General features: G+C 72.1%; 24 protein-coding genes and 5 tRNA genes. 8 read left to right on the plus strand and 21 right to left on the minus strand.

Annotation, left to right across the window (positions count from 1 at the left end):
- Positions 1-25: 25 nt before the first annotated feature.
- The 3 genes from rsmD to ACZ60W_RS14070 all read right to left on the minus strand — a co-directional run bounded on the left by rsmD (position 26) and on the right by ACZ60W_RS14070 (position 4563).
- A complete protein-coding gene (gene rsmD, locus ACZ60W_RS14060; protein ID WP_469755574.1) occupies positions 26-610 on the minus strand; it encodes a 16S rRNA (guanine(966)-N(2))-methyltransferase RsmD in 585 nt (194 codons plus the stop codon).
- A gap of 66 nt (positions 611-676) precedes the next feature.
- Entirely contained in the window at positions 677-2869 is a 2193-nt protein-coding gene (recG, locus tag ACZ60W_RS14065; RefSeq protein WP_469755575.1) for an ATP-dependent DNA helicase RecG, read from the minus strand.
- A 74-nt stretch (positions 2870-2943) separates the two neighbouring features.
- Complete coding sequence (locus ACZ60W_RS14070; RefSeq protein ID WP_469755576.1) at positions 2944-4563, minus strand: DAK2 domain-containing protein; 1620 nt, start codon at positions 4561-4563, stop codon at positions 2944-2946.
- 237 nt (positions 4564-4800) lie between these two features.
- On the opposite strand from ACZ60W_RS14070, the gene rpmB reads away from it, so the two are divergent.
- A complete protein-coding gene (gene rpmB, locus ACZ60W_RS14075; protein ID WP_015036441.1) occupies positions 4801-4986 on the plus strand; it encodes a 50S ribosomal protein L28 in 186 nt (61 codons plus the stop codon).
- Between the two features lie 114 nt (positions 4987-5100).
- On the opposite strand, the gene thiD is transcribed toward rpmB, so the two are convergent.
- Positions 5101-5901, minus strand: a complete 801-nt coding sequence (gene thiD / locus ACZ60W_RS14080; protein ID WP_469755577.1) for a bifunctional hydroxymethylpyrimidine kinase/phosphomethylpyrimidine kinase — start codon at positions 5899-5901, stop codon at positions 5101-5103.
- A complete protein-coding gene (locus ACZ60W_RS14085) occupies positions 5898-6860 on the minus strand; it encodes a thiamine-phosphate kinase (RefSeq protein ID WP_017235962.1) in 963 nt (320 codons plus the stop codon). Before ACZ60W_RS14085 ends, thiD begins: the two co-directional genes overlap by 4 nt.
- A 233-nt stretch (positions 6861-7093) precedes the next feature.
- On the opposite strand from ACZ60W_RS14085, the gene ACZ60W_RS14090 reads away from it, so the two are divergent.
- Both ACZ60W_RS14090 and ACZ60W_RS14095 read left to right on the plus strand, forming a co-directional pair.
- Positions 7094-7327: an Lrp/AsnC family transcriptional regulator gene (locus ACZ60W_RS14090; RefSeq protein ID WP_015036438.1), complete on the plus strand. Its 234-nt coding sequence runs from the start codon at positions 7094-7096 to the stop codon at positions 7325-7327.
- A gap of 20 nt (positions 7328-7347) precedes the next feature.
- On the plus strand, positions 7348-7845 hold the full coding sequence (locus ACZ60W_RS14095; RefSeq protein WP_469755578.1) for a DUF3515 domain-containing protein: 498 nt from the start codon (positions 7348-7350) through the stop codon (positions 7843-7845).
- A 31-nt stretch (positions 7846-7876) separates the two neighbouring features.
- On the opposite strand, the gene ACZ60W_RS14100 is transcribed toward ACZ60W_RS14095, so the two are convergent.
- From ACZ60W_RS14100 to ACZ60W_RS14110, 3 genes are all read right to left on the minus strand, one after another.
- Positions 7877-9016: a D-alanine--D-alanine ligase family protein gene (locus ACZ60W_RS14100; RefSeq protein WP_469755579.1), complete on the minus strand. Its 1140-nt coding sequence runs from the start codon at positions 9014-9016 to the stop codon at positions 7877-7879.
- An 88-nt stretch (positions 9017-9104) separates the two neighbouring features.
- Positions 9105-10106, minus strand: a complete 1002-nt coding sequence (locus ACZ60W_RS14105) for an NAD(P)H-dependent glycerol-3-phosphate dehydrogenase (RefSeq protein ID WP_469755580.1) — start codon at positions 10104-10106, stop codon at positions 9105-9107.
- Positions 10103-10855 (minus strand): lysophospholipid acyltransferase family protein, encoded by a 753-nt coding sequence (locus ACZ60W_RS14110; RefSeq protein ID WP_469755581.1) that lies wholly within the window; start codon positions 10853-10855, stop codon positions 10103-10105. Before ACZ60W_RS14110 ends, ACZ60W_RS14105 begins: the two co-directional genes overlap by 4 nt.
- A gap of 127 nt (positions 10856-10982) precedes the next feature.
- On the opposite strand from ACZ60W_RS14110, the gene cofC reads away from it, so the two are divergent.
- The gene (cofC, locus tag ACZ60W_RS14115; RefSeq protein WP_469755582.1) at positions 10983-11630 is read left to right on the plus strand and encodes a 2-phospho-L-lactate guanylyltransferase; all 648 of its coding nucleotides are present in this window, start codon (positions 10983-10985) and stop codon (positions 11628-11630) included.
- Positions 11631-11639: 9 nt separating this feature from the next.
- Complete coding sequence (locus ACZ60W_RS14120) at positions 11640-11849, plus strand: hypothetical protein (RefSeq protein ID WP_469755583.1); 210 nt, start codon at positions 11640-11642, stop codon at positions 11847-11849.
- An 84-nt stretch (positions 11850-11933) separates the two neighbouring features.
- Here ACZ60W_RS14120 and ACZ60W_RS14125 read toward each other — a convergent pair whose 3' ends face one another.
- The 4 genes from ACZ60W_RS14125 to leuC form a co-directional block, all read right to left on the minus strand.
- Positions 11934-12641, minus strand: a complete 708-nt coding sequence (locus tag ACZ60W_RS14125) for an HU family DNA-binding protein (protein ID WP_469755584.1) — start codon at positions 12639-12641, stop codon at positions 11934-11936.
- A 143-nt stretch (positions 12642-12784) separates the two neighbouring features.
- Complete coding sequence (locus ACZ60W_RS14130) at positions 12785-13012, minus strand: SCO5555 family protein (RefSeq protein WP_030206244.1); 228 nt, start codon at positions 13010-13012, stop codon at positions 12785-12787.
- 104 nt (positions 13013-13116) lie between these two features.
- Positions 13117-13710 carry a 3-isopropylmalate dehydratase small subunit gene (leuD, locus tag ACZ60W_RS14135; RefSeq protein WP_469755585.1) on the minus strand — a complete coding sequence of 198 codons (594 nt, stop codon included), beginning with the start codon at positions 13708-13710 and terminating at the stop codon, positions 13117-13119.
- Between the two features lie 6 nt (positions 13711-13716).
- Positions 13717-15141 carry a 3-isopropylmalate dehydratase large subunit gene (gene leuC, locus ACZ60W_RS14140; RefSeq protein WP_469755586.1) on the minus strand — a complete coding sequence of 475 codons (1425 nt, stop codon included), beginning with the start codon at positions 15139-15141 and terminating at the stop codon, positions 13717-13719.
- A gap of 140 nt (positions 15142-15281) precedes the next feature.
- Between leuC and ndgR the strand changes: the two genes are divergently transcribed.
- The gene (gene ndgR, locus ACZ60W_RS14145) at positions 15282-15998 is read left to right on the plus strand and encodes an IclR family transcriptional regulator NdgR (protein ID WP_017235973.1); all 717 of its coding nucleotides are present in this window, start codon (positions 15282-15284) and stop codon (positions 15996-15998) included.
- Between the two features lie 147 nt (positions 15999-16145).
- On the opposite strand, the gene ACZ60W_RS14150 is transcribed toward ndgR, so the two are convergent.
- The 9 genes from ACZ60W_RS14150 to ACZ60W_RS14190 all read right to left on the minus strand — a co-directional run bounded on the left by ACZ60W_RS14150 (position 16146) and on the right by ACZ60W_RS14190 (position 20148).
- Positions 16146-16218 (minus strand) — tRNA-Glu (locus ACZ60W_RS14150).
- Between the two features lie 39 nt (positions 16219-16257).
- Positions 16258-16329 (minus strand) — tRNA-Gln (locus ACZ60W_RS14155).
- 14 nt (positions 16330-16343) lie between these two features.
- Positions 16344-16416 (minus strand) — tRNA-Glu (locus ACZ60W_RS14160).
- Positions 16417-16500: 84 nt separating this feature from the next.
- A tRNA-Glu gene (locus tag ACZ60W_RS14165) sits at positions 16501-16573 on the minus strand.
- A 41-nt stretch (positions 16574-16614) separates the two neighbouring features.
- Positions 16615-16686 (minus strand) — tRNA-Gln (locus ACZ60W_RS14170).
- Positions 16687-16779: 93 nt separating this feature from the next.
- The gene (locus tag ACZ60W_RS14175; RefSeq protein ID WP_469755587.1) at positions 16780-17499 is read right to left on the minus strand and encodes an HAD family hydrolase; all 720 of its coding nucleotides are present in this window, start codon (positions 17497-17499) and stop codon (positions 16780-16782) included.
- Between the two features lie 50 nt (positions 17500-17549).
- Positions 17550-19025, minus strand: a complete 1476-nt coding sequence (gene gltX, locus ACZ60W_RS14180) for a glutamate--tRNA ligase (RefSeq protein ID WP_469755588.1) — start codon at positions 19023-19025, stop codon at positions 17550-17552.
- Positions 19018-19803 (minus strand): fumarylacetoacetate hydrolase family protein, encoded by a 786-nt coding sequence (locus ACZ60W_RS14185; RefSeq protein ID WP_469755589.1) that lies wholly within the window; start codon positions 19801-19803, stop codon positions 19018-19020. The genes gltX and ACZ60W_RS14185 overlap by 8 nt, the downstream gene beginning before the upstream one ends.
- A 141-nt stretch (positions 19804-19944) precedes the next feature.
- Entirely contained in the window at positions 19945-20148 is a 204-nt protein-coding gene (locus ACZ60W_RS14190; protein WP_469755590.1) for a hypothetical protein, read from the minus strand.
- Positions 20149-20716: 568 nt separating this feature from the next.
- Between ACZ60W_RS14190 and ACZ60W_RS14195 the strand changes: the two genes are divergently transcribed.
- Together ACZ60W_RS14195 and ACZ60W_RS14200 are read left to right on the plus strand one after the other, a co-directional pair.
- A complete protein-coding gene (locus ACZ60W_RS14195; protein WP_469755591.1) occupies positions 20717-24538 on the plus strand; it encodes a sensor histidine kinase in 3822 nt (1273 codons plus the stop codon).
- 9 nt (positions 24539-24547) lie between these two features.
- Positions 24548-24961, plus strand: a complete 414-nt coding sequence (locus ACZ60W_RS14200) for a roadblock/LC7 domain-containing protein (RefSeq protein WP_030496942.1) — start codon at positions 24548-24550, stop codon at positions 24959-24961.
- Positions 24962-25018 lie beyond the last annotated feature (57 nt).

Consider the following 25018-nt stretch of genomic DNA (forward strand, 5'->3'; position numbering starts at 1 on the left):
GTGGTTTCCTCGCTCTCCGGTCCGGTCATCGTGCGTCTTCGCACGTAGAGGCGGCGCGACCGTACCAAAACGTTCCCTCGCCGTAGCGACGGGACCGCAGGGGTTCGAAGCCGTCCGGCCAGCCGAACTCTCCGCCTCGGGTGCTGCGCTCCACGGTGACGAGGGCATCCTCGCTCAGCCAGCCCCCCGAGCGCAGTGTGAGGAGAATCTCGCGGAGTTCGTCGTCTCCGACGGCGTACGGCGGGTCCAGGAAGACGAGGTCGTACGGATCGGCGGGGGCGGGACCCGTGACGATCTGCTCCGCCTTGCCGGAGCGGAGTTCGGCGCCGGGCAGGCCGAGCGAGGCGATGTTCTCGCGGACCGTCCGGGCGGCGCGGGGCTCGGCCTCGACGAGGAGGGCGTGGACGGCGCCCCGGGAGAGCGCCTCCAGGCCGACCGCCCCGGAACCCGCGTACAGGTCGGCGACCCGGGCCCCGTCGAGGGTGCCGAGGAACGCCTCCCAGGTGGAGAAGAGGCCCTCGCGCGCCCGGTCGGAGGTGGGGCGGGTGCCGTTGCCTGGCGGCACTGCCAGGCGGCGCCCGCCGGCGGTCCCGGCGATCACGCGGGTCATCGGTGTCCTCGTTCGTCGGTCGGTGCGTACGTCCCAGCTTAGGGCGGGCGGGGCGGGGGCCCGCGGTCAGCCCTTCTCCAGGTACTCCTCCCGCTCCTCGCTGAGGAGGGCGTCGAGCGCGGTGCGCAGGCCCGGGTGGGCGGTGAGGTCGGGGTCGGCGAGGACGAGTGCGGTGGCCTCCTCCCGGGCGGCCGTGATGACCTCCTCGTCGTCGATGACGGTGAGGACCCGCAGCGAGGAGCGGACGCCGGACTGGGCCTGGCCGAGGACGTCGCCCTCGCGCCGCTGTTCGAGGTCGATGCGGGAGAGCTCGAAGCCGTCGAGGGTGCTCGCGACGGCGTCGAGCCGCTGCCGGGCGGGGCCGGCCTCGGGCATCTCGCTGACGAGGAGGCAGAGGCCGGCGGCGGAGCCGCGGCCGACGCGGCCGCGGAGCTGGTGGAGCTGGGAGACGCCGAAGCGGTCGGCGTCCATGATCACCATGGCGGTGGCGTTGGGGACGTTGACGCCGACCTCGATGACGGTGGTGGCGACGAGGACGTCGAGGTCGCCGGCGGCGAACCGGCGCATGACGTCGTCCTTGTCGTCGGGGTGCATGCGGCCGTGCAGGACGGCGACGCGCAGGCCGGCGAGGGGTCCGGTGCGGAGCTGCTCGGCGATGTCGAGGACGGCGAGCGGCGGGCGCTTCTCGGCCTCGTCCTCGGCGGACGCCTTCGCCTTCTTCTTCTGGTCCTCCTCGTCGCCGATGCGGGGGCAGACCACGTACGCCTGGTGGCCGTTGCCGACCTCCTCGCGGACCCGTTCCCACGCGCGGGCCAGGAAGTGCGGCTTGTCGGCGGCGGGGACGACGTGGCTGGCGATCGGGGAGCGGCCGGCGGGCAGCTGGTCGAGGACGGAGGTCTCCAGGTCGCCGAAGACGGTCATGGCGACGGTCCGCGGGATGGGGGTGGCGGTCATGACCAGCAGGTGGGGCGGCTGCTTCCCCTTGCCCCTGAGCGCGTCGCGCTGCTCGACGCCGAACCGGTGCTGCTCGTCCACCACGACCAGTCCCAGGTCGTGGAACTGCACCTTGTCCTCGATGAGGGCGTGGGTGCCGATGACGAGGCCCGCCTCACCGGTGACCAGGTCGAGCAGGGCCTGCCGGCGGGCCGCGGCGCCCATGGAGCCGGTGAGCAGCACGACCTTGGTGGCCTTCTCGGCGCCGCCGAGCATCCCGCCCTCGGCCAGCTCGCCCATCATCTCGGTGATGGAGCGGTGGTGCTGCTGGGCCAGCACCTCGGTGGGCGCGAGCATCGCCGCCTGCCCGCCGGAGTCGACGACGGCGAGCATGGCGCGCAGCGCCACCATGGTCTTGCCGGAGCCGACCTCGCCCTGGAGGAGGCGGTGCATGGGGTGGTCGGTGGCGAGGTCGTCGAAGATCTCGGCGGAGACCTTGCGCTGGCCGTCGGTGAGGGTGAAGGGGAGCCGGGCGTCGAAGGCGTCGAGGATGCCGTCGGGGGCGGGCCGGCGGGGGACGGCGGGGAGCTGGGTGTCGGCGTGGCGGCGGCGGGCGAGCGCGACCTGGAGGACGAAGGCCTCGTCCCACTTGAGGCGTTCGCGGGCGTCGGCGATGTCGGCCTTGGTGCGGGGCCGGTGGATCTTGTGCAGGGCGTCGGGCAGCTCGGCGAGGCCGCGGCCCTCGCGCAGGGCGGGCGGGAGCGGGTCGACGGCGTCGACGGCGCCGGGCAGGACGGCGTCGACGGCCTTGGCGATCTTCCAGGACTCCATCTTGGTGGTGGCCGGGTAGATCGGGATGAGGGCGCCGGCCCAGGTGTCGACGGCCTCGTCGCTGTCGCCGCGCAGGAGTTCGTACGACGGGTGGGCGAGCTGGAGGCGGCGGTTGAAGAGCGAGACCTTGCCGGCGAACATCGCCCGGGTGCCGGGCAGCAGGTCCTTGTGCGGCTTGTGGACGCCCTTGCCGAAGAAGACCAGTTGCAGGCGTCCGCTGCCGTCGGTGATGGTCACCTCCAGCCGCTGGCCTCGCCCCTTGGAGCCGTTGAAGGTGAGCACGCGGGCGTCGGCGACCTGGGCCACGACGGTGACGTGCTCGTCGAGCGGCAGGTCGGCGAGGGTGGTGAGCTCGCCGCGCTCGGCGTACCGGCGGGGGTAGTGATGGAGCAGGTCGCCGACCGTGTGCAGGTCGAGTGCCTCGGCCATGACCTTGGCGGTGGCGGGGCCGAGGGACTTCTTGAGTGGTTCGTCGAGCGCGGGCACGCGTTCCATTCCACACCAAGGGACCGACACGCGCGTCCAGGTCGCGGCCGGCGGCCGCGCCGGGTCGGTCCCCGGGCGGGTCGCTACTCGACTCCGATGAGCAGCGGCGGGGCCCCCGCGCCCGCGTGGTACGTGGTGGTGTCGACGGCCAGGTAGCCGCTGCGGACGTGGCGTTCCAGGTCGGGGGCGAGGCCGGGCGGGGTGTCGTCGGCGACGACGAGGGTGACGAGTTCGCCGCCCGCCGAGAGCATGCGGTCCAGGACGGTGCGGGCGGTCTCGGTGAGGTCCTGGCCGATGACGGCGACGTCGCCCTCGATGAGGCCGAGGACGTCGCCGGCCTGGCAGACGCCGGCCGAGGTGAAGGACTGGCGCTCGGCGACGGCGAGTTCGGCGTAGCGGGTGGCTCCGGCGGCGGCGGTCATGGCGACGACGTCCTCGTCGAAGCGGCGGTCGGGTTCGTGGACGGCGAGGGCGGCGATGCCCTGGACGGCGGCGCGGGTGGGGATGAGGGCGACGCGGATGCCCTCGGCCCTGACGTGTGCGGCGGCCGCGGCGGCGGTCTCCCGCAGGTCGGTGTCGTTGGGCAGGAGGACGACCTCGCGGGCGTGCGCCCGGCGGATCGCGTCGACGAGCTCGTCGCGGGCGGGCGGTTCGCCGGGCCGGCTCTGGACGGTGGTCGCGCCGGCCTCGGCGCAGAGGCCGGCGAGGCCCTCGCCGGGGACGACGGCGACGACGGACCGCTGGGCGCGCTCGCCGCGTCCGGCCGCCGGCGCGGCGTCGGCCGCGAAGTGGGTGATGCGGATGCGGTGCGGGCGTCCGGCCTCGATTCCGGCCTCGACGGCGGCGCCGGCGTCGTCGACGTGCACGTGGACGTTCCAGAGTCCGTCGCCGCCGACGACGACGAGGGACTCCCCCAGGGCGTCGAGGCGGCCGCGGAGGAGGTCCACGGCGGTGTCGTCGGCCTCCAGGAGGTAGATCACCTCGTAGGCGGGTCCGTCGTCGCCCGCGCACTCCTCGGCGGGGCCGGGCGCGGCGGGGGCCGGGGCGGCGGTCGCGGGGCCTGGCGGGGCCTGCCCGGTGACGGTCTCCAGGAGCGCGCCGAGGACGGTCACCAGGCCGCGTCCGCCGGCGTCGACGACTCCGGCGCGTTCGAGGACGTCCAGCTGCCCCGAGGTGGCCGCCAGGGCGGTCCGGGCGGCGTCGTAGGCGTTCCCGGCCACCACCACGAGCGGACCGCCGGCCGCGCAGCCGCCCGCCGCGGCGGCGGCGACGGTGAGGATGGTGCCCTCCACGGGGTGGGCGACGGCCCGCCGGGCGGAGGCGGCGGCCTCGGCGAGGGCACGGGCGAGGTGATCACCGTCACATCCCTCGGCGAGGACGGCCGCCATCCCGCGCAGGAGCTGGGAGAGGATCGTCCCGGAGTTGCCGCGGGCGCCGAGCAGGGCGCCGTGCGCCATGGCCCGTGCGGTCTCGGCGGTGTCGGGCGCGGAGGCGGCGAAGACGGCTTCGACGGCCTGGTGGGCGGCTTCCGCGGTCAGGTACAGATTGGTGCCCGTGTCCCCGTCGGCGACCGGGTAGACGTTGATCGCGTCGATCTCCTCGCGCTCCCGGCCGAGGGCGTCCAGCGCCCGTGCGCACCAGGTCCTGAGCGCTTCGGCGTCGAGCTCGACGAGCTCCTCGAAAGGCGGAAGGGCTCGCGACAACGGGGGGTCCTCCTTCGGCGGTGAGCTCACCGCAGGGTAGTCGCGGGGTGTCGCGCTTGTGACCTGGGCCCGGGGCGGCGTCCGCCCAGACCGTGGTAGTTTCGTTCCACCGAGCCAGCCGTTGTATGCTGCTTCGGTTGCCTGGTTCACGCCGGGCCATCCCCCGGCAAGCCACTTCAGACTCCTGATTCCGGTGCGCCGGATTTCACTGTAAATCTGAAGTCTTTGGAGTGACCCGTGGCTGCCAACTGCGACGTCTGCGGCAAGGGGCCGGGCTTCGGCAACAACATTTCGCACTCGCACCGCCGTACGCCTCGTCGCTGGAACCCGAACATCCAGCGTGTGCGTGCCGTGGTCGGTCGGACGCCGAAGCGGCTCAACGTCTGCACCTCGTGCATCAAGGCCGGCAAGGTCTCGCGCTAATTGCGACGTTCCGTCGTAGCGCAGCCCCTGCGGTTGCCTTGAAAGGCCGGTTCACCTCGGTGAACCGGCCTTTTGCCATGCCCGGGGCCGGGCCGAGTCCCTGAGGGGCCGGGCTCAGTCCCTGAACCGCCAGCCGTGGTCGACCGGGCCGATGCCCGATCCCAGGGCGAAGCCGGCGGCGATGGCCCCGGTCACGTACTCCTTCGCCCGCCGGACCGCCTCCGGCACCGGCAGTCCCCGGGCCAGCCCCGAGGCGACGGCCGAGGCCAGCGTGCAGCCCGTCCCGTGGGTGTGGCCGTTGTCGTGGCGCGGGGCGCGCAGCCAGTGCTCCTCGGTGCCGTCGGTCAGCAGGTCGACGGCCTCACGGCCGGTGGGCAGGTGTCCGCCCTTGATCAGGACCCACTCCGGCCCGTACGACAGGACCGCCTCCGCGGCCGTCCGCATGTCGCTCTCGTGGACGACGTGGACACCGGTGAGCTGTGTCACCTCGTCCAGGTTCGGGGTGGCGACGGTGGCGACCGGGAGGAGCCGGGTCCGTACGGAGTCGAGGGCGGACTCCGCGAGGAGGGCGTCGCCGTGCTTGGAGACGCCCACCGGGTCCACGACGACGGGGGCGTCGGTCGCGGCAAGCAGCTCGGCCACCGTCTCGACGAGGGCGGCGGAGGCGAGCATGCCCGTCTTGACGGCCTGGACGCCGATGTCGTCGGCCACGGCCCGGTACTGGGCCCGCACGGCCTCGACGGGCAGCTCCCAGGCGCCGTGGACGCCCCGCGAGTTCTGGGCGGTGACGGCGGTGAGGACGCTCATGCCGTGGACGCCGAGGGCGAGCATGGTCTTGAGGTCGGCCTGGATGCCCGCGCCGCCGCCGGAGTCGGATCCGGCGACGGTGAGGACGAGCGGGGGCCGCGCGGTCACTCGGTCTCCCCGAAGTGGTCCCAGCCGCCGACGCTGTGCCAGGGGGCCCCGTCGACGGTCACCTGGGGCAGCGCCGAGGGGTTGAGGACCTCGCCGATGACCTTCCAGCGGGCGGGGAGCTTCACGTCGGGCGGGAAGGTGGCCACGATGGCGTGGTCCTCTCCTCCGGTGAGCACCCACTGCATGGGGTCGACGCCGACGGCCTGGCCGATGTCGTTCATCTGGGTGGGGATGTCGATGAGGCCGGAGCGCAGGTCGATGCGGACCTTGCTGGCCTCGGCGATGTGGCCGAGGTCGGCGATGAGGCCGTCGCTGACGTCGCACATGGCGGTGGCGCCGAGTCCGGCGGCGGCCGGGCCCGCGTGGTACGGCGGCTCGGGCCTGCGGTGGGCCTCCACGAAGGCGCGCGGGGAGCGGAATCCGCGGGAGAGGACCGCGTAGCCGGCGGCGGACCAGCCGAGCCAGCCGGTGTAGGCGACGACGTCGCCGGGCTGGGCCCCGCCCCGGGTGACCGGGTCGTGGTTGCGCAGGTCGCCGAGGGCGGTGATGGAGACCATGATCGTGTCGCCGCGGACGACGTCGCCGCCGACCACGGCCGCGCCCGCGACCTGACATTCGTCGCGCAGTCCGTCCATGAGTTCGGTGGCCCAGGTGACGGGGAGTTCCGCGGGGACGACGAGGCCGAGGAGGAGCGCGGTGGGGACCGCGCCCATGGCGGCGATGTCGGCGAGGTTCTGCGCGGCGGCCTTGCGGCCGACGTCGTACGCCGTCGACCAGTCGCGGCGGAAATGGCGTCCTTCGAGGAGGATGTCCGTGCTGGCGACCACCCTCCGGTCGGGGGCGGAGACGACCGCGGCGTCGTCGCCGGGCCCGATCCGCACCGCGGGGGTGGAGGTGAGCCGGGACGTGAGCTCCCTGATGAGCCCGAACTCGCCCAGCTCTCCGACTGTGCCCTTCACCGCGTCTCACCTCGTGTCGTCGTGCCGGCCGGCGGGCGGTGGCGCGTCTGGGCGCGCCGCGGGTCGCGGGCCGTCACCGTGCTGGGTACCGTCAAGTAGACCGTCAACTTCTGTCCTGCGTACGCCACACCGCGGGCGTCCCGGGACGCGCGGGTCTCCCCGCGGCCCGCGGCGACGCGGTACCGTGGCGTCCCTTTCTCCCACAAGATCCTCGTGGTCGCCCTGGAGGTTCCGTGGTTCAGGCGTACATCCTCATCCAGACCGAGGTGGGCAAGGCGTCGACCGTCGCCGACACCATCTCCAAGATCCCGGGGGTGCTCCAGGCGGAAGACGTGACCGGTCCGTACGACGTCATCGTGCGCGCGCAGGCGGACACGGTCGACGAGCTCGGCCGCATGGTGGTCGCCAAGGTCCAGCAAGTGGACGGCATCACGCGCACCCTCACCTGCCCGGTCGTTCATCTGTAGCCCCCGTCTACGCTTGGCCGGTGACCTCTTCCCACCGGCCGTTCGGCCTGCCCGCCGCCGCCACGGCAGGAGTGCTGCTGCTGGCCGTCGTCGGCTGCTCCTCGTCGGGCGCCGCGGCGTCCGTCGTGGTTCCCAGCCCCCCGGCGGCGGAGGCCGCCTTCTGCCAGGCCCTGGCGAAGGGGCTTCCCGACACCGTGGCGGGGCAGGAACGGAGTGATCCGAAGCCCGGCTCCGAGCTGACCGCCGGGTGGGGTGACGGTGCGATCGTACTGCGCTGCGGGGTCCCCCGGCCCGAAAAGATGAGCGATCCGAAGGCGCAGGGCGTCTCCGCGGACGGCGTGCGCTGGATGCTGGAGCGCACGGAGGGCGGAGCGCCGCGCTTCACCACGGTGTACCGCAGGACGTACGTCGAGGTGAGCCTCGACGAGCGGTACGCGCACGACATGGGCCCGCTGGTGGATCTGGCCGCGCCGGTGGCGGCGGCCGTCCCGTGCGTGCTGGAGCCGGAGTGCTCCTGAGGAGCACTCCGGCCCGGGCGTTCCCCGGCCGCTAGCGCAGGCCGGTGGAGCGGTTCAGCGCCGCCTGGATGAGCCGGTCGACGAGCTCGGAGTAGCCGACGCCGCTCTCCTGCCACATGCGCGGGTACATGGAGATGGGCGTGAAGCCCGGCATGGTGTTGATCTCGTTGATGACGAAGTCGCCGTCCTCGGTGAGGAAGAAGTCGGCGCGGACCAGGCCCTCGCAGGAGACGGCCTCGTAGGCCGCGACGGCCAGGCGCTGGACCTCGGCGGTGGCCTCGTCGCCGATCGGCGCGGGCACGATGCCGGAGGCCGAGTCGATGTACTTGGCCTCGAAGTCGTAGAAGTCGTGGTCGGTGACGGGCGGGATCTCGGCCGGCACGCTGGCGCGCGGCCCGTCCTCGAACTCCAGGACGCCGCACTCGATCTCGCGGCCGCGCAGCAGCGACTCGACGAGGATCTTGGGGTCGTGGCGGCGGGCCTCCTCGATGGCCTCGTCCAGGCCCGAGAGGTCGTCGACCTTGGTGATGCCCATGGACGAGCCGCCGCGGGCCGGCTTCACGAAGAGGGGCCAGCCGTGCTCGGCGGCGAACTCGACGATCTTCTTGCGGGCGGCGGCCGGGCTCTGCTCCCACTCGCGGGGCCGGATGACCTCGTAGGGGCCGACGGGCAGGCCGAAGGAGACGAAGACCCGCTTCATGTACTCCTTGTCCTGGCCGACGGCGGAGGCGAGGACGCCCGCGCCGACGTAGGGGACGCCGGAGAGCTCCAGGAGGCCCTGGAGGGTGCCGTCCTCGCCGTAGGGGCCGTGGAGCATGGGGAAGACCACGTCGACCTCGCCGAGGGCCTTCGGCACGGCGCCGGGCTCGGTGAGGACGACCTCGCGGTTGGCCGGGTCGACGGAGAGGACGACGCCGCCCTCCTCGGACTCGGCCAGGTCGGCGACGTTCGGCAGGGCGCGGTCGGCGATGGCCATGCGCTCGGGGGCGTCGGCGGTGAGCGCCCAGCGCCCGTCCGTCGTGATGCCGATGGGCAGCACGTCGTACTTGTCCCGGTCGATGGCGCCGAGGACGGCGCCCGCCGTGACGACGGAGATGGCGTGCTCGGAGCTGCGTCCGCCGAAGACGACGGCCACGCGCGGCTTGCGGGGGCTCTGGGTGTTCTCGCTCATATCGCGATGAGCGTACCTTGCGACTCCCGAACTCCTGAGCGCCCCGCCCGCCGCGCGTGTACGGCGCGGCGGGCGGGGCTCGCGGGGTTCAGCGGCGCTCGGGCTTGGCCGACCGCGACATCAGTTCCTTGAGCGCGACGACCGGGGGCTTGCCGTCGTGGACGATCGAGACGACGGTCTCGGTGATGGGCATGTCGACGCCGTGGCGGCGGCCCAGATCGAGCACGGACTCGCAGGACTTGACGCCCTCGGCGGTCTGCTTGGTGGCCGCGATGGTCTCCTGGAGGGTCATCCCGCGGCCGAGGTTGGTGCCGAAGGTGTTGTTCCGGGAGAGCGGCGAGGAGCAGGTGGCGACGAGGTCGCCGAGACCGGCGAGGCCGGAGAAGGTCAGCGGGTCGGCCCCCATGGCGAGGCCGAGGCGGGTGGTCTCGGCGAGGCCGCGGGTGATCAGCGTGGCCTTGGAGTTGTCGCCGAGTCCCATGCCGTTGGCGATGCCGACGGCGAGGCCGATGACGTTCTTCACGGCGCCGCCGAGCTCGCAGCCGACCACGTCGGTGTTGGTGTACGGCCGGAAGTACGGGGTCATGCAGGCGGCCTGGAGCCGCTGGGCGACCGTCTCGTCGACGCAGGCGGCGACGGCGGCGGCGGGCTGCCGGGCGGCGATCTCCTTGGCCAGGTTGGGGCCGGTGAGGACGGCCACGCGCTCGGCGGGCACGTCGGCGACCTCGGTGATCACCTCGCTCATCCGCTTGGCGGTGCCGAGTTCGACGCCCTTCATGAGGGAGACGAGGACGGTGTCCGGGGCCAGGAGCGGCTTCCAGGCGGCGAGGTTGCCGCGCAGGGTCTGGGAGGGGACGACGAGGACGGTGAAGTCGGCGCCGCGGGCGGCCTCGGCCGCGTCCGCGGTGGCCGTGACGGCCGCGGGGAGTTCGACGCCCGGCAGGTAGTCGGGGTTGGTGCGGGTGGCGTTGATCTCCTTGGCCAGCTCGGGGCGGCGGCCCCAGAGGCTGACCTCGCACCCCGCGTCGGCGAGGACCATCGCGAAGGCGGTGCCCCACGATCCGTTGCCGAAGACGGCTGCCCTGGTCACTTGGTGCCCTCCCCCGCGGCCTTGCGCCGCTGTTCGAGACGGGCCCTGCGGTGGTCGTACGGCTCGGCGGGCGCCGTCTCGCCGCGGACCTCCTCCAGGAGGGCGGTGACGGCGGCCATGATGACCTCGGTGGCCTCGCGGAGCACCTCCGGCGTCGGCTCCAGGCCGTCGAACCGGGAGAGGTCGACGGGCGGGCCGGCCTGCACGGTCAGTGTCTTGCGGGGGAACAGCCGGAGCTTGTTCTCCTTGGCGTACGGCGGCATCGCGAGGTTGGCGCCCCACTGGGCCACCGGGATGACGGGCGCCTTGGTGAGCAGCGCGACGCGGGCGGCGCCGGTCTTGCCGGCCATGGGCCACATCTCGGGGTCCCGGGTGAGGGTGCCCTCGGGGTAGAAGGCGACGCACTCGCCGCGCTCGATGGCCTCGACGGCGGCGCGGAAGGCGTCCAGCGCGTTGGTCGTCTCGCGGTACACGGGGATCTGGCCCGTGTTACGGAGCATCGTGCCGACGAAGCCGGCCTTGAAGAGGCCCGCCTTGGCGAGGAAGCGCGGGACGCGGCCGGTGTTGTACTGGTAGTGCGCGTAGGAGAGGGGGTCGAGGTAGGAGTTGTGGTTGACCGCGGTGATGAATCCGCCGTCGGCCGGAACGTGCTCCATACCGCGCCAGTCCCGCTTGAACAGAACCACCAGGGGGGGTTTGGCGATGACCGCCGCCAGGCGGTACCAGAAGCCGATTCTGCGGCGGGACACTCGGACACCTTTCTCCGGGACAGGCTGGCAGGGGGTCAAGTGTCGCCCCGTGCTCCTGCTCTGTCGAGTGACACCGTACGCCCCGGAACCCGCGGCGGACCGCGTGGGCGGGACAGAATGGGCCGCGATGAACACGGATGCGGACGACGACTGGTCGCTGGTCGTACCCCTGAAGCCCCTTGCCCTGGCGAAGAGCCGACTGGCCGCGGCGGCCGGAGCCCGGTTGCGCCCCCGCCTCGCGCTGGCGTTCGCCGAGGACACGGTGGCCGCGGTGCTGAACTGCGCGCGCGTACGGGATGTGGTGGTCGTCACGGACGATCCGGCGGCCGGGGCGGCCCTCGCGGCCCTGGGCGCCCGGATCGTGCCGGACGCCCCGGCGGCGGGGCTCAACGCAGCCCTCGCCCACGGGGTGCGCGCGTTACGGCACGCGCGGCCGTACGCGCGCGTGGCCGCGCTCAACGCGGATCTGCCGGCGCTGCGGCCCGCGGAGCTGAGCCGGGTCCTGGACGCGGCCCGGGCATTTCCGAGGGCATTTCTCGCGGATGCCGCCGAAATAGGTACGACATTCCTCTCGGCAGGCCCGGGGGTGGAATTGGAACCGGCATTCGGGGGCGCGTCGAGGTTGCGGCATTTGTCTTCGGGAGCGGTGGAAATCCGGCTCGCCGGGGTGGATTCCGTACGCCGGGACGTGGACACCGGGGCGGATCTGGAGGAGGCCCGGGCGCTGGGGCTCGGCCCGCGGACGGCCGCCCGGTGGCTGCCGGTGGCCGGATAGGCTGCGGCCATGCAGGCGACCGCGTTCACGTACGACCCCGAGACCCGCAGCGGCAGTGTGCTGCTCGACGACGGCACCCCCGTGGAGTTCGGGGCGGACGCCTTCGACGCCGGTGGCCTGCGGCTGCTCCGGCCGGGGCAGCGGGTGCGGATCGAGACGGAGCCGGGCGCCGCGGGGGCCGCTCCGCTGATCACCCTGGTGACGCTCCAGACCTTCTGAGGTCCCCGTCCGGGCCGGGTCCGGACGCGCCGCGGGCCGGGCTCCCCCGTGGGAGCCCGGCCCGGCGGGTCGGTACCGCGCGTCCTACTTCTTGGCGGCGGTCTTCTTGGCGGTCGTCTTGCGCGCCGTCGTCTTCTTGGCGGGCGCCTTCGTCGCCGTGGCCTTCTTCGCGGCCGGCGCGGTCTTCTTGGCCGTGGCCTTGGTCGCCTTCTTGGCGGCGGCCGCGGTGGTGGCCTTCTTCGCGGCGCCGCCGGCGGCGGTCTTCTTCGCGGCCGTGGTGGTCTTCTTCGCGGGCGTCGCCTTCTTGGCGGCCGCGGTGGTGGTCTTCTTGGCCGGCGTCGCCTTCTTCGCGGCGGCCGTCGTGGCCTTCTTCACCGGGGTCGCCTTCTTCGCGGCGGCCTTCTTGGCGGTGGTGGCCCGCTTGGCGGCGGCCTTCTTCACGGTGGCGGAGGCGCCGCCGGTGAGGCTGCCCTTCGGGGCCTTCTTGACGGAGACCTCGCCGCCCTTGGGGAGCTTCTTGGAGCCGCTGACGAGGTCCTTGAAGCCCTGACCTGCACGGAAGCGCGGAACCGAGGTCTTCTTGACCCGGACGCGCTCACCCGTCTGGGGGTTGCGGGCGTAGCGGGCCGGACGGTCGACCTTCTCGAACGAGCCGAAGCCCGTGACCGAGACCCGGTCGCCCCCGACCACGGCACGCACGATGGCGTCCAGCACGTGGTCGACGGCTTCGGCGGCCTGCTGACGACCGCCCATCTTGTCGGCAATCGCTTCTACGAGCTGCGCCTTGTTCACGTCTTCCCCTTCGGAGACATTGCCAGAACGAAAGTGTTCAAGCTTTTTCGCACGTTAGGCATGTATATACCGCAAATCAAACACGAAACGGGCTAATCACCCTAGTGCCGCAACGCGGAAGAGCCGCTGCGGAGTTCCTGGTGTCAGTCGTCCTCTGGGAATCGGCCCTCGTCGAGGTCCTTCATCAACCGGTCCAGACGCGCTGCCGCGTCCTTGAGATCGTGCTTCGCCGCGGCCGTCACGACCAGCAGCTTCCGGGACAGCGCCATCCTTACGCCCTCCGGGACTTGCAGTGAGCGCACTCTTGTGTGCGCTTCCTTCAATCGGGCGGCGACTGCCTCGTAGAGCTCGAGTTGGCTGTCGCGTTCCATGCACCGATTGTGCCATCTAGGGCGAGTTGTCGCCCGACAGGGTCCCAACAAGCGACTGCGCCCCCCACCGAGAGGTGGGGGGCGCAGTCTTGGAAAAGCGCTGCTCAGACGGTAATTGTACGGGGCTTGAAGGACGGCCTGGCCGCCTCGTACGTCGCGATGTCGGCTTCGTTCTGAAGGGTGAGGCTGATGTCGTCCAGACCGTTCAGCAGCCGCCAGCGGGCGTTCTCGTCGAGCTCGAAGTCGGCGTCGATCCCGGCGGCGAGGACCTTGCGGCGCTCCAGGTCGACGGCGATCTCGGCGGTCGGGTCGGCCTCGGTCAGCTCCCAGAGCGCGTCCACCGTCTCCTGCGGCAGGACGACGGTCAGCAGGCCGTTCTTCAGCGAGTTGCCGCGGAAGATGTCGGCGAAGCGGGCGGAGATCACGGCCTGGAAGCCGTAGTTCTGGAGCGCCCAGACGGCGTGCTCGCGGGAGGAGCCGGTGCCGAAGTCGGGGCCGGCCACCAGGACCGAGGCGCCCTGCCGCTCGGGGCGGTTGAGGACGAACTCGGAGTCCTTGCGCCAGGCCTCGAAGAGACCGTCCTCGAAGCCGTCGCGGGTGACCTTCTTCAGCCAGTGCGCCGGGATGATCTGGTCGGTGTCGACGTTGCTGCGGCGCAGCGGGACGGCCCGGCCGGTGTGCGTGGTGAAAGCTTCCATGGTTCCTCAGACCCCCGCGGTGGTGGCGACGTCGGACAGATCGGCCGGGGAGGCCAGGTGGCCCAGGACGGCGGTGGCGGCGGCGACCTGGGGCGAGACCAGGTGGGTCCGGCCGCCCTTGCCCTGCCGGCCCTCGAAGTTGCGGTTGGAGGTGGACGCGGAACGCTCACCGGGGGCCAGTTGGTCGGGGTTCATGCCCAGGCACATCGAGCAGCCCGCGTGCCGCCATTCGGCGCCGGCCTCCTTGAAGACCTTGTCCAGGCCCTCCTCGACGGCCTGCAGGGCGACCCGGACCGAGCCGGGGACGACCAGCATCCGGACGCCGTCGGCGACCCGGCGGCCCTCCAGGAGCGAGGCCGCGTTGCGCAGGTCCTCGATGCGGCCGTTGGTGCAGGAGCCTACGAAGACGGTGTCGACCTTGATGTCGCGCAGCGGCTGCCCGGCGGTCAACCCCATGTACTCCAGGGCCTTTTCGGCGGCGAGGCGCTCCGAAGCGTCTTCGTACGAAGCCGGGTCGGGGACGTTCGCCGAAAGCGGCGCGCCCTGGCCGGGGTTGGTGCCCCAGGTGACGAACGGCGCCAGGGAGGCGGCGTCGATGACGACCTCGGCGTCGAAGACGGCGTCCTCGTCGGAGCGCAGGGTGCTCCAGTACGCGACGGCGGCGTCCCAGTCCTCGCCCTCGGGGGCGTGGGCGCGACCCTCCAGGTAGGCGAAGGTGGTCGCGTCGGGGGCGATCATGCCCGCGCGGGCGCCGGCCTCGATGGACATGTTGCAGATGGTCATCCGGGCCTCCATCGAGAGCTTCTCGATGGCGGAACCGCGGTACTCCAGGATGTAGCCCTGGCCGCCGCCGGTGCCGATCTTCGCGATGATCGCGAGGATCAGGTCCTTGGCGGTGACGTCCTCGGGCAGTTCGCCGTCGACCGTGATGGCCATGGTCTTGGGGCGGGCCAGCGGCAGCGTCTGGGTGGCGAGCACGTGCTCGACCTGGCTGGTGCCGATGCCGAACGCCAGCGCGCCGAAGGCGCCGTGCGTGGAGGTGTGCGAGTCGCCGCAGACGACGGTGGTGCCGGGCTGGGTGAGGCCCAGCTGCGGTCCCACGACGTGGACGACGCCCTGCTCGACGTCGCCCAGCGGGTGCAGGCGGACGCCGAACTCGGCGCAGTTCTTGCGCAGGGTCTCCAGCTGCGCGCGGGAGACCGGGTCCGCGATCGGCTTGTCGATGTCGAGGGTCGGGGTGTTGTGGTCCTCGGTGGCGATGGTGAGGTCGAGGCGCCGCACCTGCCGGCCGTTCTGGCGCAGACCGTCGAAGGCCTGGGGGCTGGTCACCTCGTGCAGCAGGTGCAGATCGATGAAGAGGAGGTCGGGCTCGCCCTCGGCGCGCCGGACGACGTGGTCGTCCCAGACCTTCTCCGCGAGTGTCCTACCCATCGCTTTCCCTCCGGCCGGCGGCGTGCGCCGGCACCACTAGAGATCGTTTCGCGAGCCATCGTGCGGCCGCCTCACCAGAGTGACGCGTTCCTCGGAAAATTGAACTTGCGTTTCACAGAGTGAGACGCGAATATCGTTGCATGGACAACTCTAGCGGCGTAGGCGTTCTCGACAAGGCAGCCCTTGTCCTGAGCGCCCTGGAGTCCGGTCCGGCCACCCTCGCAGGACTGGTCGCGGCGACGGGACTCGCACGACCCACGGCACATCGTCTCGCCGTGGCACTGGAACACCACCGGATGGTGGCCCGTGACATGCAGGGCCGGTTCATCCTCGGACCGCGCCTGTCGGAGCTCGCGGCCGCGGCCGGCGAGGACCGCCTGCTCGCGACCGCGGGCCCGGTGCTGACGCATCTGCGCGACGTCACCGGCGAGAGCGCCCAGCTCTACCGCCGTCAGGGCGACATGCGCATCTGCGTGGCGGCCGCCGAGCGGCTCTCGGGCCTGCGCGACACCGTGCCGGTCGGCTCGACGCTGACCATGAAGGCCGGCTCCTCCGCCCAGATCCTGATGGCCTGGGAGGAGCCCGAGCGGCTCCACCGCGGCCTCCAGGGCGCCCGCTTCACCGCGACCGCCCTGTCGGGCGTACGGCGCCGCGGCTGGGCCCAGTCGATCGGTGAGCGGGAGCCGGGCGTCGCGTCCGTCTCCGCGCCCGTGCGGGGCCCGTCGAACCGTGTGGTGGCCGCCGTGTCGGTCTCGGGTCCGATCGAGCGCCTGACGCGCCACCCGGGCCGCATGCACGCCCAGGCGGTCATCGACGCCGCCGCCCGCCTCTCCGAGGCGCTCCGCCGCAACGGCTGACGCGTCCCGTCCCTCCGGTCTTCCCCGGCCCACCGCTTCAACGCCGCAGCGGTGGGCCGGAGTTGTCTCCGGACCCGGGACGGGCGTCCCGTACCGGGTCCGGACGACGAAGAAGCCCTCCCCCGAAGGGAAGGGCTTCTCCTCTTGTACCCCCGACCGGATTCGAACCGGCGCTACCGCCTTGAGAGGGCGGCGTGCTAGGCCGCTACACAACGGGGGCCTTGCGGATCAGATCCGCGGTGCAGATGAGCTCTGCGAGCTGGCCTACCTGGACTCGAACCAAGACTAACGGAACCAGAAACCGTCGTGCTGCCAATTACACCATAGGCCATGGTGGTTACACCGTACCCCCGACCGGATTCGAACCGGCGCTACCGCCTTGAGAGGGCGGCGTGCTAGGCCGCTACACAACGGGGGCCCTAGCGATCCCACCCGGCCGAAACCGGGTGATGTCACCGTGGATTCACCGGGAGCTACCCAAGTGATCCGCAGGATGGATCAGTACCCCCGACCGGATTCGAACCGGCGCTACCGCCTTGAGAGGGCGGCGTGCTAGGCCGCTACACAACGGGGGCTTTGTGGATCTGGAATCCACGATGCAGATAAGCTCTGCGAGCTGGCCTACCTGGACTCGAACCAAGACTAACGGAACCAGAAACCGTCGTGCTGCCAATTACACCATAGGCCACCGGTGCAACGCTCCCACCAGGGGAATCTTGCTTCGGCTTGCGCTTTCCGGGTTCTTGCCTTTCGGCTTGTTCCCCTCGGCGCAGGAAGAACATTACCCGAAGGTGGACGGTGCTCCAAAACGGGTATGCCCGCTGAGCAGGGCCGGGAGCTGGCGGAGGTCGGTGATCCGGTTCAGCTCGGGGCGGCCGCCGGTGTCCGCGCGGTCCAGCCAGATGCCCAGGAGCCCCGCCTCCACGGCGCCGCGCGCGTCGATGTCCGGCTGGTCCCCGACGTACGCCACCTGGTCCGGGGGCAGGTCAAGGGCGGTGCAGGCGGCGTGGAAGGCCTCCGGGGCGGGCTTGGCCACGCCGAGCTCGGCGGCGCACAGGACGGCCTCGAAACGGTCCCGCACCCCCAGGACCCGGAGCTTGCGCTCCTGGATGTGGATGCCGGCGTTCGACAGGATCCCGTGACGGTAGTCACGGGCCAGCAGGTCCAGGACGGGGACCGCGTCGGGGAAGAGCTCCCAGGCCGCCTCGTAACGCGCCAGGTACCGCCCGAACCAGCCGTCGGCCTCGGCGGCGGTCAGCGGCAGCCCCAGGAAGTCCCTGACGCGCTCCCGGCGCTGCTCCTCGTAGTCGACCCCGCCGGCCTCGAAGCGGCGCCAGTGGAGCGCGGTCAGCTCCCGCCAACGACGGAGGGCCTGGTCGACGGAGTCGAATCCGTCCACCAGGCCCTCGGCCGTCAGGTGCTCGCTCATGCCCGCGCGGTCGGCACGGGCGTAGTCGAAGATCGTGTCGTCCACGTCCCAGAGGACCGCGCGGATGGTCATGCGTCGACCGTAGCGCGCGGTCCGGGCGGGCGGACCCCGACGGGAGACCCCTACGCGGCGAGCTTCGCCAGGGCCGCGTCGATGCGGGTCAGGGACTTCTCCTTGCCCAGGATCTCCAGGGACTCGAAGAGGGGCAGGCCGACCGTGCGGCCGGTGACCGCGACGCGGACCGGGGCCTGGGCCTTGCCGAGCTTGAGGCCGTGGACCTCGCCGGCGGCCAGGACCGCGTTCTTGAGCGACTCGGGGTCGCTCCAGTCGGCGGCGTCGAGCTTCTCGCGCGCGGTGGTGAGCAGCGCGGCGGGCTCGCCCTTCATCGCCTTGTCCCACGAGGGCTGGTCGAAGACCGGCTCGGGGAGGAAGAGGAAGTCCACGTTGGCCGTGATCTCCGAGAGGACGGTCATGCGCGTCTGGGCGTGCGGCGCGATGGCCTCCCAGGCGGCGCGGTCGAAGTCCTCGGGCGCCCAGTTGGCGTGCGGGGCCTTCAGCCAGGGCTCGCAGGCCTCGGCGAAGGTCTTCACGTCGAGCATCCGGATGTGGTCGGCGTTGATCGACTCGGCCTTCTTGAGGTCGAAGCGCGCCGGGTTGGCGTTGACGTCGGCGATGTCGAACTTCGCCACCATCTCGGGGATGGTGAAGAGGTCCTGGTCGGCCGAGAAGGACCAGCCGAGGAGCGACAGGTAGTTCAGCAGGCCCTCGGGGAGGAAGCCGCGCTCCCGGTAGAGGTTGAGGGACGCCTGCGGGTCGCGCTTGGAGAGCTTCTTGTTGCCCTCGCCCATCACGTACGGCAGGTGGCCGAAGGAGGGGATCTCCTTGGCGACGCCCAGCTCGATCAGCGCCTTGTAGAGCGCGACCTGGCGCGGGGTGGAGGAGAGCAGGTCCTCGCCGCGCAGGACGTGGGTGATCTCCATCAGCGCGTCGTCGACGGGGTTGACCAGCGTGTACAGCGGGGCGCCGTTGGCCCGGAGGATGCCGTAGTCCGGCACGTTCTCCGGGGTGAAGGTGAGCTCTCCGCGGACCAGGTCGGTGAAGGTGATCGGCTCGTCGGGCATCCGGAAGCGGACGATCGACGCGCGGCCCTCGGCCTCGTACGCCGCCTTCTGCTCGGCGGTGAGGTCGCGGCAGTGGCCGTCGTAGCCGGAGGGGCGGCCGGCGGCGCGGGCGGCCTCGCGGCGCTCGTCGAGCTCCTCGGTGGTGCAGTAGCAGGGGTACGCGTAGCCGCCGGCGAGCAGCTTGTCGGCGACGTCCTTGTAGATGTCCATCCGCTGCGACTGGCGGTACGGCGCGTGCGGGCCGCCGATCTCCGGGCCCTCGTCCCAGTCGAGGCCGAGCCAGCGCAGCGAGTCGAGCAGCTGGTGGTACGACTCCTCGGAGTCGCGCGCAGCGTCGGTGTCCTCGATGCGGAAGACCATGGTGCCCTCGTTGTGCCGGGCGAAGGCCCAGTTGAAGAGGGCGGTGCGGACCAGGCCCACGTGGGGGTTGCCGGTCGGCGAGGGACAGAAACGGACGCGGATGTTCGCGTTAGCCACGCTTGATCACCCTATTGGTGAGAGTGCCGATGCCTTCGATGGTGACGGCGACCTCGTCGCCGACGTTGAGGGGGCCGACCCCGGCGGGGGTGCCGGTGAGGATGACGTCGCCGGGGAGCAGCGTCATGGCCTCGGAGATGTGGACGACCAGGTCCTCGATGGAGCGGATCATGTCGCTCGTGCGACCCAGCTGGCGCTGTTCGCCGTTGACCGTGGCCTGGATGGCCAGGTCGCGCGGGTCGAGGTCGGTCTCCACCCAGGGGCCGAGCGGGCAGGAGGTGTCGAAGCCCTTGGCCCGGGCCCACTGCTTCTCGCGCTGCTGGGCGTCGCGGGCGGTGACGTCGTTGGCGCAGGTGTAGCCGAAGACGACGTCCTTCACGCGCTCGCGGGGCACCTCGCGGCACATGCGGCCGATGACCACGGCCAGTTCGGCCTCGTGGTGCAGCTCGTTGGAGAAGGAGGGGTACTCGATGGCGTCGCCGGGGCCGATCACCGAGGTGGTGGGCTTGAAGAAGGCGACGGGGACGTCGGGGACGTCGTTGCCGAGTTCGGCGGCGTGCTCCGCGTAGTTGCGGCCGATGGCCACGACCTTGTTGGGGAGCACGGGCGGCAGGAGCCGTACCTTGCTCAGCGGGACCTTGGTGCCGCTGAGCTCGAAGTCGGTGTACGGGATGCCCTTGATGATGTCGAGGACGAGGCCGCCGGACTCGACGGTTCCCTCGCCCTCGACGGCGCCGAAGGCCACATTGCCGTCGATGGAGAATCTGGCGATGCGCACGAGTGCTGTCGCCCCTCACTTGCTACTGGCTGGAGTCTGACGCTCCAGGCTAACGCGGCGCGAGGGCGGTCGACCGGCGATATCAGCGTGGCCGATGACAAGGGTGACGTGCGTCGTGACGCGGGCGGGGCCCGCGCCGGGTCAGCGCGACAGCGTGGCGTACGGCTGGGGCTCGTAGGGCGCCGGGGGCTGCATCAGGATCGTGCGGCGGGGGTTGGCCGTCCGGCCGGGCAGCGCGGCCGCGTACTCCGGCTGGGCGCCCCGGCCGAGTTCGGCGGCGTCCGTGAGGTGGACGAGGGTGGAACGGCGGGGGTTGGCCGTGGTGCCGGGCGTCGTCGTCTTCATCGCGGTGATCTGACCTTGTTCCGGAGCGGGCGCCGCGTGCGGGCGCGAAGGGGTGTAAAGCGTCAGGCTAAACATGCGATTCCCTTCGAATGCATGGCTCAGACATCGATTCGCGTGTGAGTTTCCTCACCACAGGCGGGACATTCCAGGCATTACGGACCGTGGCCGACGGCCACGGAAAGGGACATTCCTCCACTGAATGCTCTATTCCGCTCCTGATCATGCCGACTGGGACACACCCGCACGCGGAACCATTGGAGGGTAAAAGTCCGAAACCTCCGTGATCATCTTCTACATGGGGTGACACTTCGTGCACGGGTTGTCATTCCCCTCACAGTGCGACACGTGGCTCTTGTTGGAGGTCCGGCACTGTGCTGGAATTCCACGCACCGCCGCGGGTTCAAGCCGGCGCGCAGGAGGGCGCAACGCAGCGCCGGCCGAGTGGCGGGGAAGGGGGAACTGCGCCGGTCACCGATGACCACCCGGGGTACTCGCGTACCCCGACTGACGCCGACACCGTCCGCTCCGTTCACCCGGAAGGACGCCTGGTCAAAAGGTTGCGACGCTAGTGCAGGGACGTTTCAAGAGGGATGGCTCGGGGTCTCCCCAGGCCCGCCAGAGCCGAGCGGAAGCTCCGGCGGAGCAGGAACCGCGTGCCGGGACCGACCGCGGTCCCTCGGCCCCGCACACCCCGAACCAGGGACAGGGACCGTCCGGCGACGCCGGCGACTCCGGCAAGCGCACGGGCGCCAAGGGCAAGGCCGCCAAGGCCGCGCCGGCCGACCCGTCGGCCGCGACGCCCGCCAAGCCGCGGCCCGAGAACGAGGTCGGTCCGCGAATAGCCCTGCGCAACTGGCGCATCTCCACGCGCCTCGTCGCCCTCCTCACCCTCCCCGTGGTGGCGGCGACCACCCTGGGCGGCATCCGCATCAGCGAGTCGCTCCAGGACATGGAACAGCTCGACCACATGCAGCTGCTCACCAAGCTGACCCGAGAGGCCACCGACCTCGCGCAGGCGCTGCAGTCCGAGCGCGACCTGTCCGCCGGTCCGCTCGCCAACGGCCGCCCGGTCAGCGACTACCAGGTCGCCAACCCGCGCCGGAAGACCGACCGCGAGTACAAGGCCTTCCTCGACGCCACCGAGGACATCCCGACCACCGAGGGCGACGAGGCGCTGCGGAGCATCCGTCAGAACGTCAGCCAGATCGCCTCCCAGGTCATCCAGCTCAACACGATCCGCGGCAACGCCTACGAGAAGGGCGTCGCCCACTCGGTGACGGTCGAGGCGTACAGCCGTCTGATCCGCTCCCTGCTCAGCCTGTCCCAGGACATGGCGCAGGCGACCAGCAACCCGGAGATGATCAAGCGGACCCGCGCGCTCGCCGCGTTCTCGTCCGCCAAGGAGTACGCCTCCATCCAGCAGGCGATCATCGCCGCCGCGCTCCCGCCGAACGACAAGACCCCGGGCCGCATCCAGCAGGGTGACCGCCTGTACGCCGACGCCGCGCTCAACTCCGAGGGCGTCGAGTTCAAGTCGTTCCAGGCGATCTACGAGTCGACCGGCGGGGACGCCGCCGAGCGGACCGCCTCGCTGACCGGCGCCAACCCGTCGATCGTCGCCGCCGACAAGTACGCCGAGCGCGTGCTGAACGCGGACGACGCGATGCCCGGCGGCACCCGCCGCGGTCACCTGAACTTCACCGACGAGTACGGCATCAAGATCAACGCCATGAACGTCATCGAGGACGGCCTCCTCGGCGACATGGAGACGATGGCCCGTGAGCTGCGGCAGGAGTCGCAGCGCGAGGCCATCATCAACGGTGCGCTGATCCTCCTCGTCCTCGGCGTCTCCCTCATCGGCGCCTTCGTCGTGGCCCGGTCCATGATCCGCTCGCTGCGCCGGCTCCAGGACACCGCGACCAAGGTCGCCCAGGACCGTCTGCCCGAGCTCGTCAAGCAGCTCTCCGAGTCCGACCCGCAGGACGTCGACACCTCCGTCGAGTCCGTCGGCGTCCACTCCCGGGACGAGATCGGCCAGGTGGCCGCGGCCTTCGACGACGTGCACCGCGAGGCCGTCCGTCTCGCCGCCGAGCAGGCCCTCCTCCGGGGCAACGTCAACGCGATGTTCACCAACCTCTCGCGCCGTTCCCAGGGCCTCATCCAGCGTCAGCTGTCGCTCATCTCCGAACTGGAGTCGCGCGAGGCCGACCCGGACCAGCTCTCCTCGCTCTTCAAGCTCGACCACCTCGCGACCCGTATGCGCCGGAACGGCGAGAACCTCCTCGTCCTCGCCGGCGAGGAGCCCGGCCGCCGCTGGACCCGCCCGGTCCCGCTGGTCGACGTCCTGCGCGCCGCCGCCTCCGAGGTGGAGCAGTACGAGCGCATCGAACTGGCCGCGGTCCCGGCGACCGAGGTCGCCGGCCGGGTCGTCAACGACCTCGTCCACCTCCTGGCCGAGCTGCTGGAGAACGCCACCTCGTTCTCCTCGCCGCAGACCAAGGTCCGGGTCACCGGTCACGCCCTGCCCGACGGCCGGGTCCTCGTCGAGATCCACGACACCGGCATCGGCCTCTCCCCCGAGGACCTCGCCGCGATCAACGAGCGGCTCGCCTCGCCGCCCACCGTGGACGTCTCCGTCTCCCGCCGCATGGGCCTCTTCGTGGTCGGCCGCCTGTCCCTGCGACACGGCATCCGCATCCAGCTGCGCCCGTCCGACTCGGGCGGCACCACCGCGCTCGTCATGCTCCCGGTCGACGTCGCCCAGGGCGGCAAGAAGCCGATGCCCAAGCCGGGCGCCGGCGGCCAGGGCGCCATGCCCCAGGGCGCGGGCGGCCGTGGCCCCGGCGGCCCCGGCGCGGCCGGTGGCCCCGGCGGCGGACGTCCGGGCGGGATCGGTGCCGGTCCCGCGCGCGCCCAGGTCGGTGCGAGCGGTCCCCGGGCCGCGCTGCCCGCCCGTGACGGTGCCCCGCAGGGCGCCCCGCAGCAGCGGACCCCGCAGCCGCAGAACGCGCAGTTCGACCAGACCGGCCAGCTGCCGCAGGCTCCGCAGAACCCGGACGCGCTGCGCCCGGGTCCCGGTGGCGGCGGTCTGATCGGCGGCGCGGCCAGCGCGATCCCGTCCCGTACCGACGTGTGGGGCAACCAGGGCGGCCAGTCCGCCCCGCAGGCCGGACCGGGTGCGCCGCAGCACGCCCCGCAGCCCCAGGCGCCGCAGGCCGGCCAGCCCGGCGGCTACGACTTCCCGCGCGCCGAGCTGCCGGGCGGCACCCCGCAGCCGCAGCGCCCGCAGGCGGCGAGCTGGGGCAACGACCCGGCGCAGCAGCCGGTCCGGCGCCCGCAGCAGGACATGTCCCCGCTGGACGCCCCGCGCGGCCACGAGGACGCGGAGGCGGCGGGCGCGTACGGCGCTCCGGCGCACTCCGCCCCGCAGGGCCCCGGCTCCACGGGCCAGTTCCCGCGTCCCGACTTCGGCGCCCCGCAGGCCCCGCAGCAGGGCCGGCCGCAGCAGCAGCAGCAGCAGGCGTACCAGGGCGGCGCGCAGGACCCGGCGTCGACGGCGCAGTTCCCGCGTCCCGACTTCGGTGCCCCGCAGGGTCCGGGCTCGACGGGCCAGTTCCCGCGTCCCGACGCCCCGCAGGGCCCCGGCTCGACCGGCCAGTTCCCGCGGCCCGACTTCGGCGCCCCGCAGGCACCGCAGCAGGCCCAGCAGCCGCAGGCGTACCAGAGCGGCCAGGCGTACCAGGGCGGCCAGCAGCAGCAGTTCGGCCGCCAGCCGTACGTCCCGCAGGCCCAGCAGCAGGCTCCGCAGCAGCAGGCCCCGGCTCCCCGCCAGCGGACCGGCGGCGAAGACGGCCGCCGGCAGCCCGCCCTCGGGCAGCCGCGCCGTCCGGAGGCGCTGCCGCCGGCCGGCGCCGGCGCCGGTGACGGCCGTACGCCGCTGTACGACACGCTGGAGACCAACTGGTTCCACCAGGAGCAGGCCCAGCAGCAGGCCGCGCAGCAGGCGCAGCCGGACGTGACGCAGACGACGCAGACCCCGGTCGTGCCGTCGCCGTCCGCCCCGGCGCCCGGCGACGGCCGGCAGAACGGCGGGGCCGCCTGGCGGACCTCGCCCAACGACGAGCTGGTGCGCCAGGCGGAGCGGGTGCGCAAGCCCGCGGCCGGCGGCGTCACCACCTCCGGCCTCCCCCGGCGCGTGCCGAAGGCCAACCTCGTACCCGGGACCGCGCAGGAGCAGGCCCACACGGCCGGCCCCCAGGTCTCGCGTGCACCCGACGACGTCCGCGGCCGGCTGACCAATCTGCGCCGCGGCATCCAGCAGGGCCGACAGGCGAACAACTCGACCACGGGGAACCACCCCCTCGGTCCGAACCACCAGCAGGAGCGTTAGTTGAACGCGATGAGCCAGGCGGCGCAGAATCTGAACTGGTTGATCACCAACTTCGTGGACAACACCCCCGGGGTGTCGCACACGGTGGTGGTCTCCGCCGACGGACTCCTGCTGGCCATGTCCGAAGGATTCCCCCGTGACCGCGCCGACCAGCTGGCGGCGGTCGCATCCGGACTGACCTCGCTGACCGCGGGCGCGTCCCGGATCTTCGAGGGCGGTCCCGTCGCCCAGACGGTGGTGGAGATGGAGCGCGGCTTCCTCTTCCTCATGTCGGTCTCCGACGGTTCCTCGCTGGCCGTACTCGCCCACCCCGAGTGCGACATCGGCCTCGTGGGCTACGAGATGGCGCTGCTGGTCGACCGGGCCGGCAGCGTCCTCACCCCGGATCTCCGCGCGGAGCTCCAGGGCAGCCTGCTCCACTAGCCGGTTCTGTACCCGGACACCCATCCGAACCGACCGACTGACCCGCAGGGCGGTACG

Source organism: Streptomyces sp. NPDC104202 (assembly GCF_055584185.1).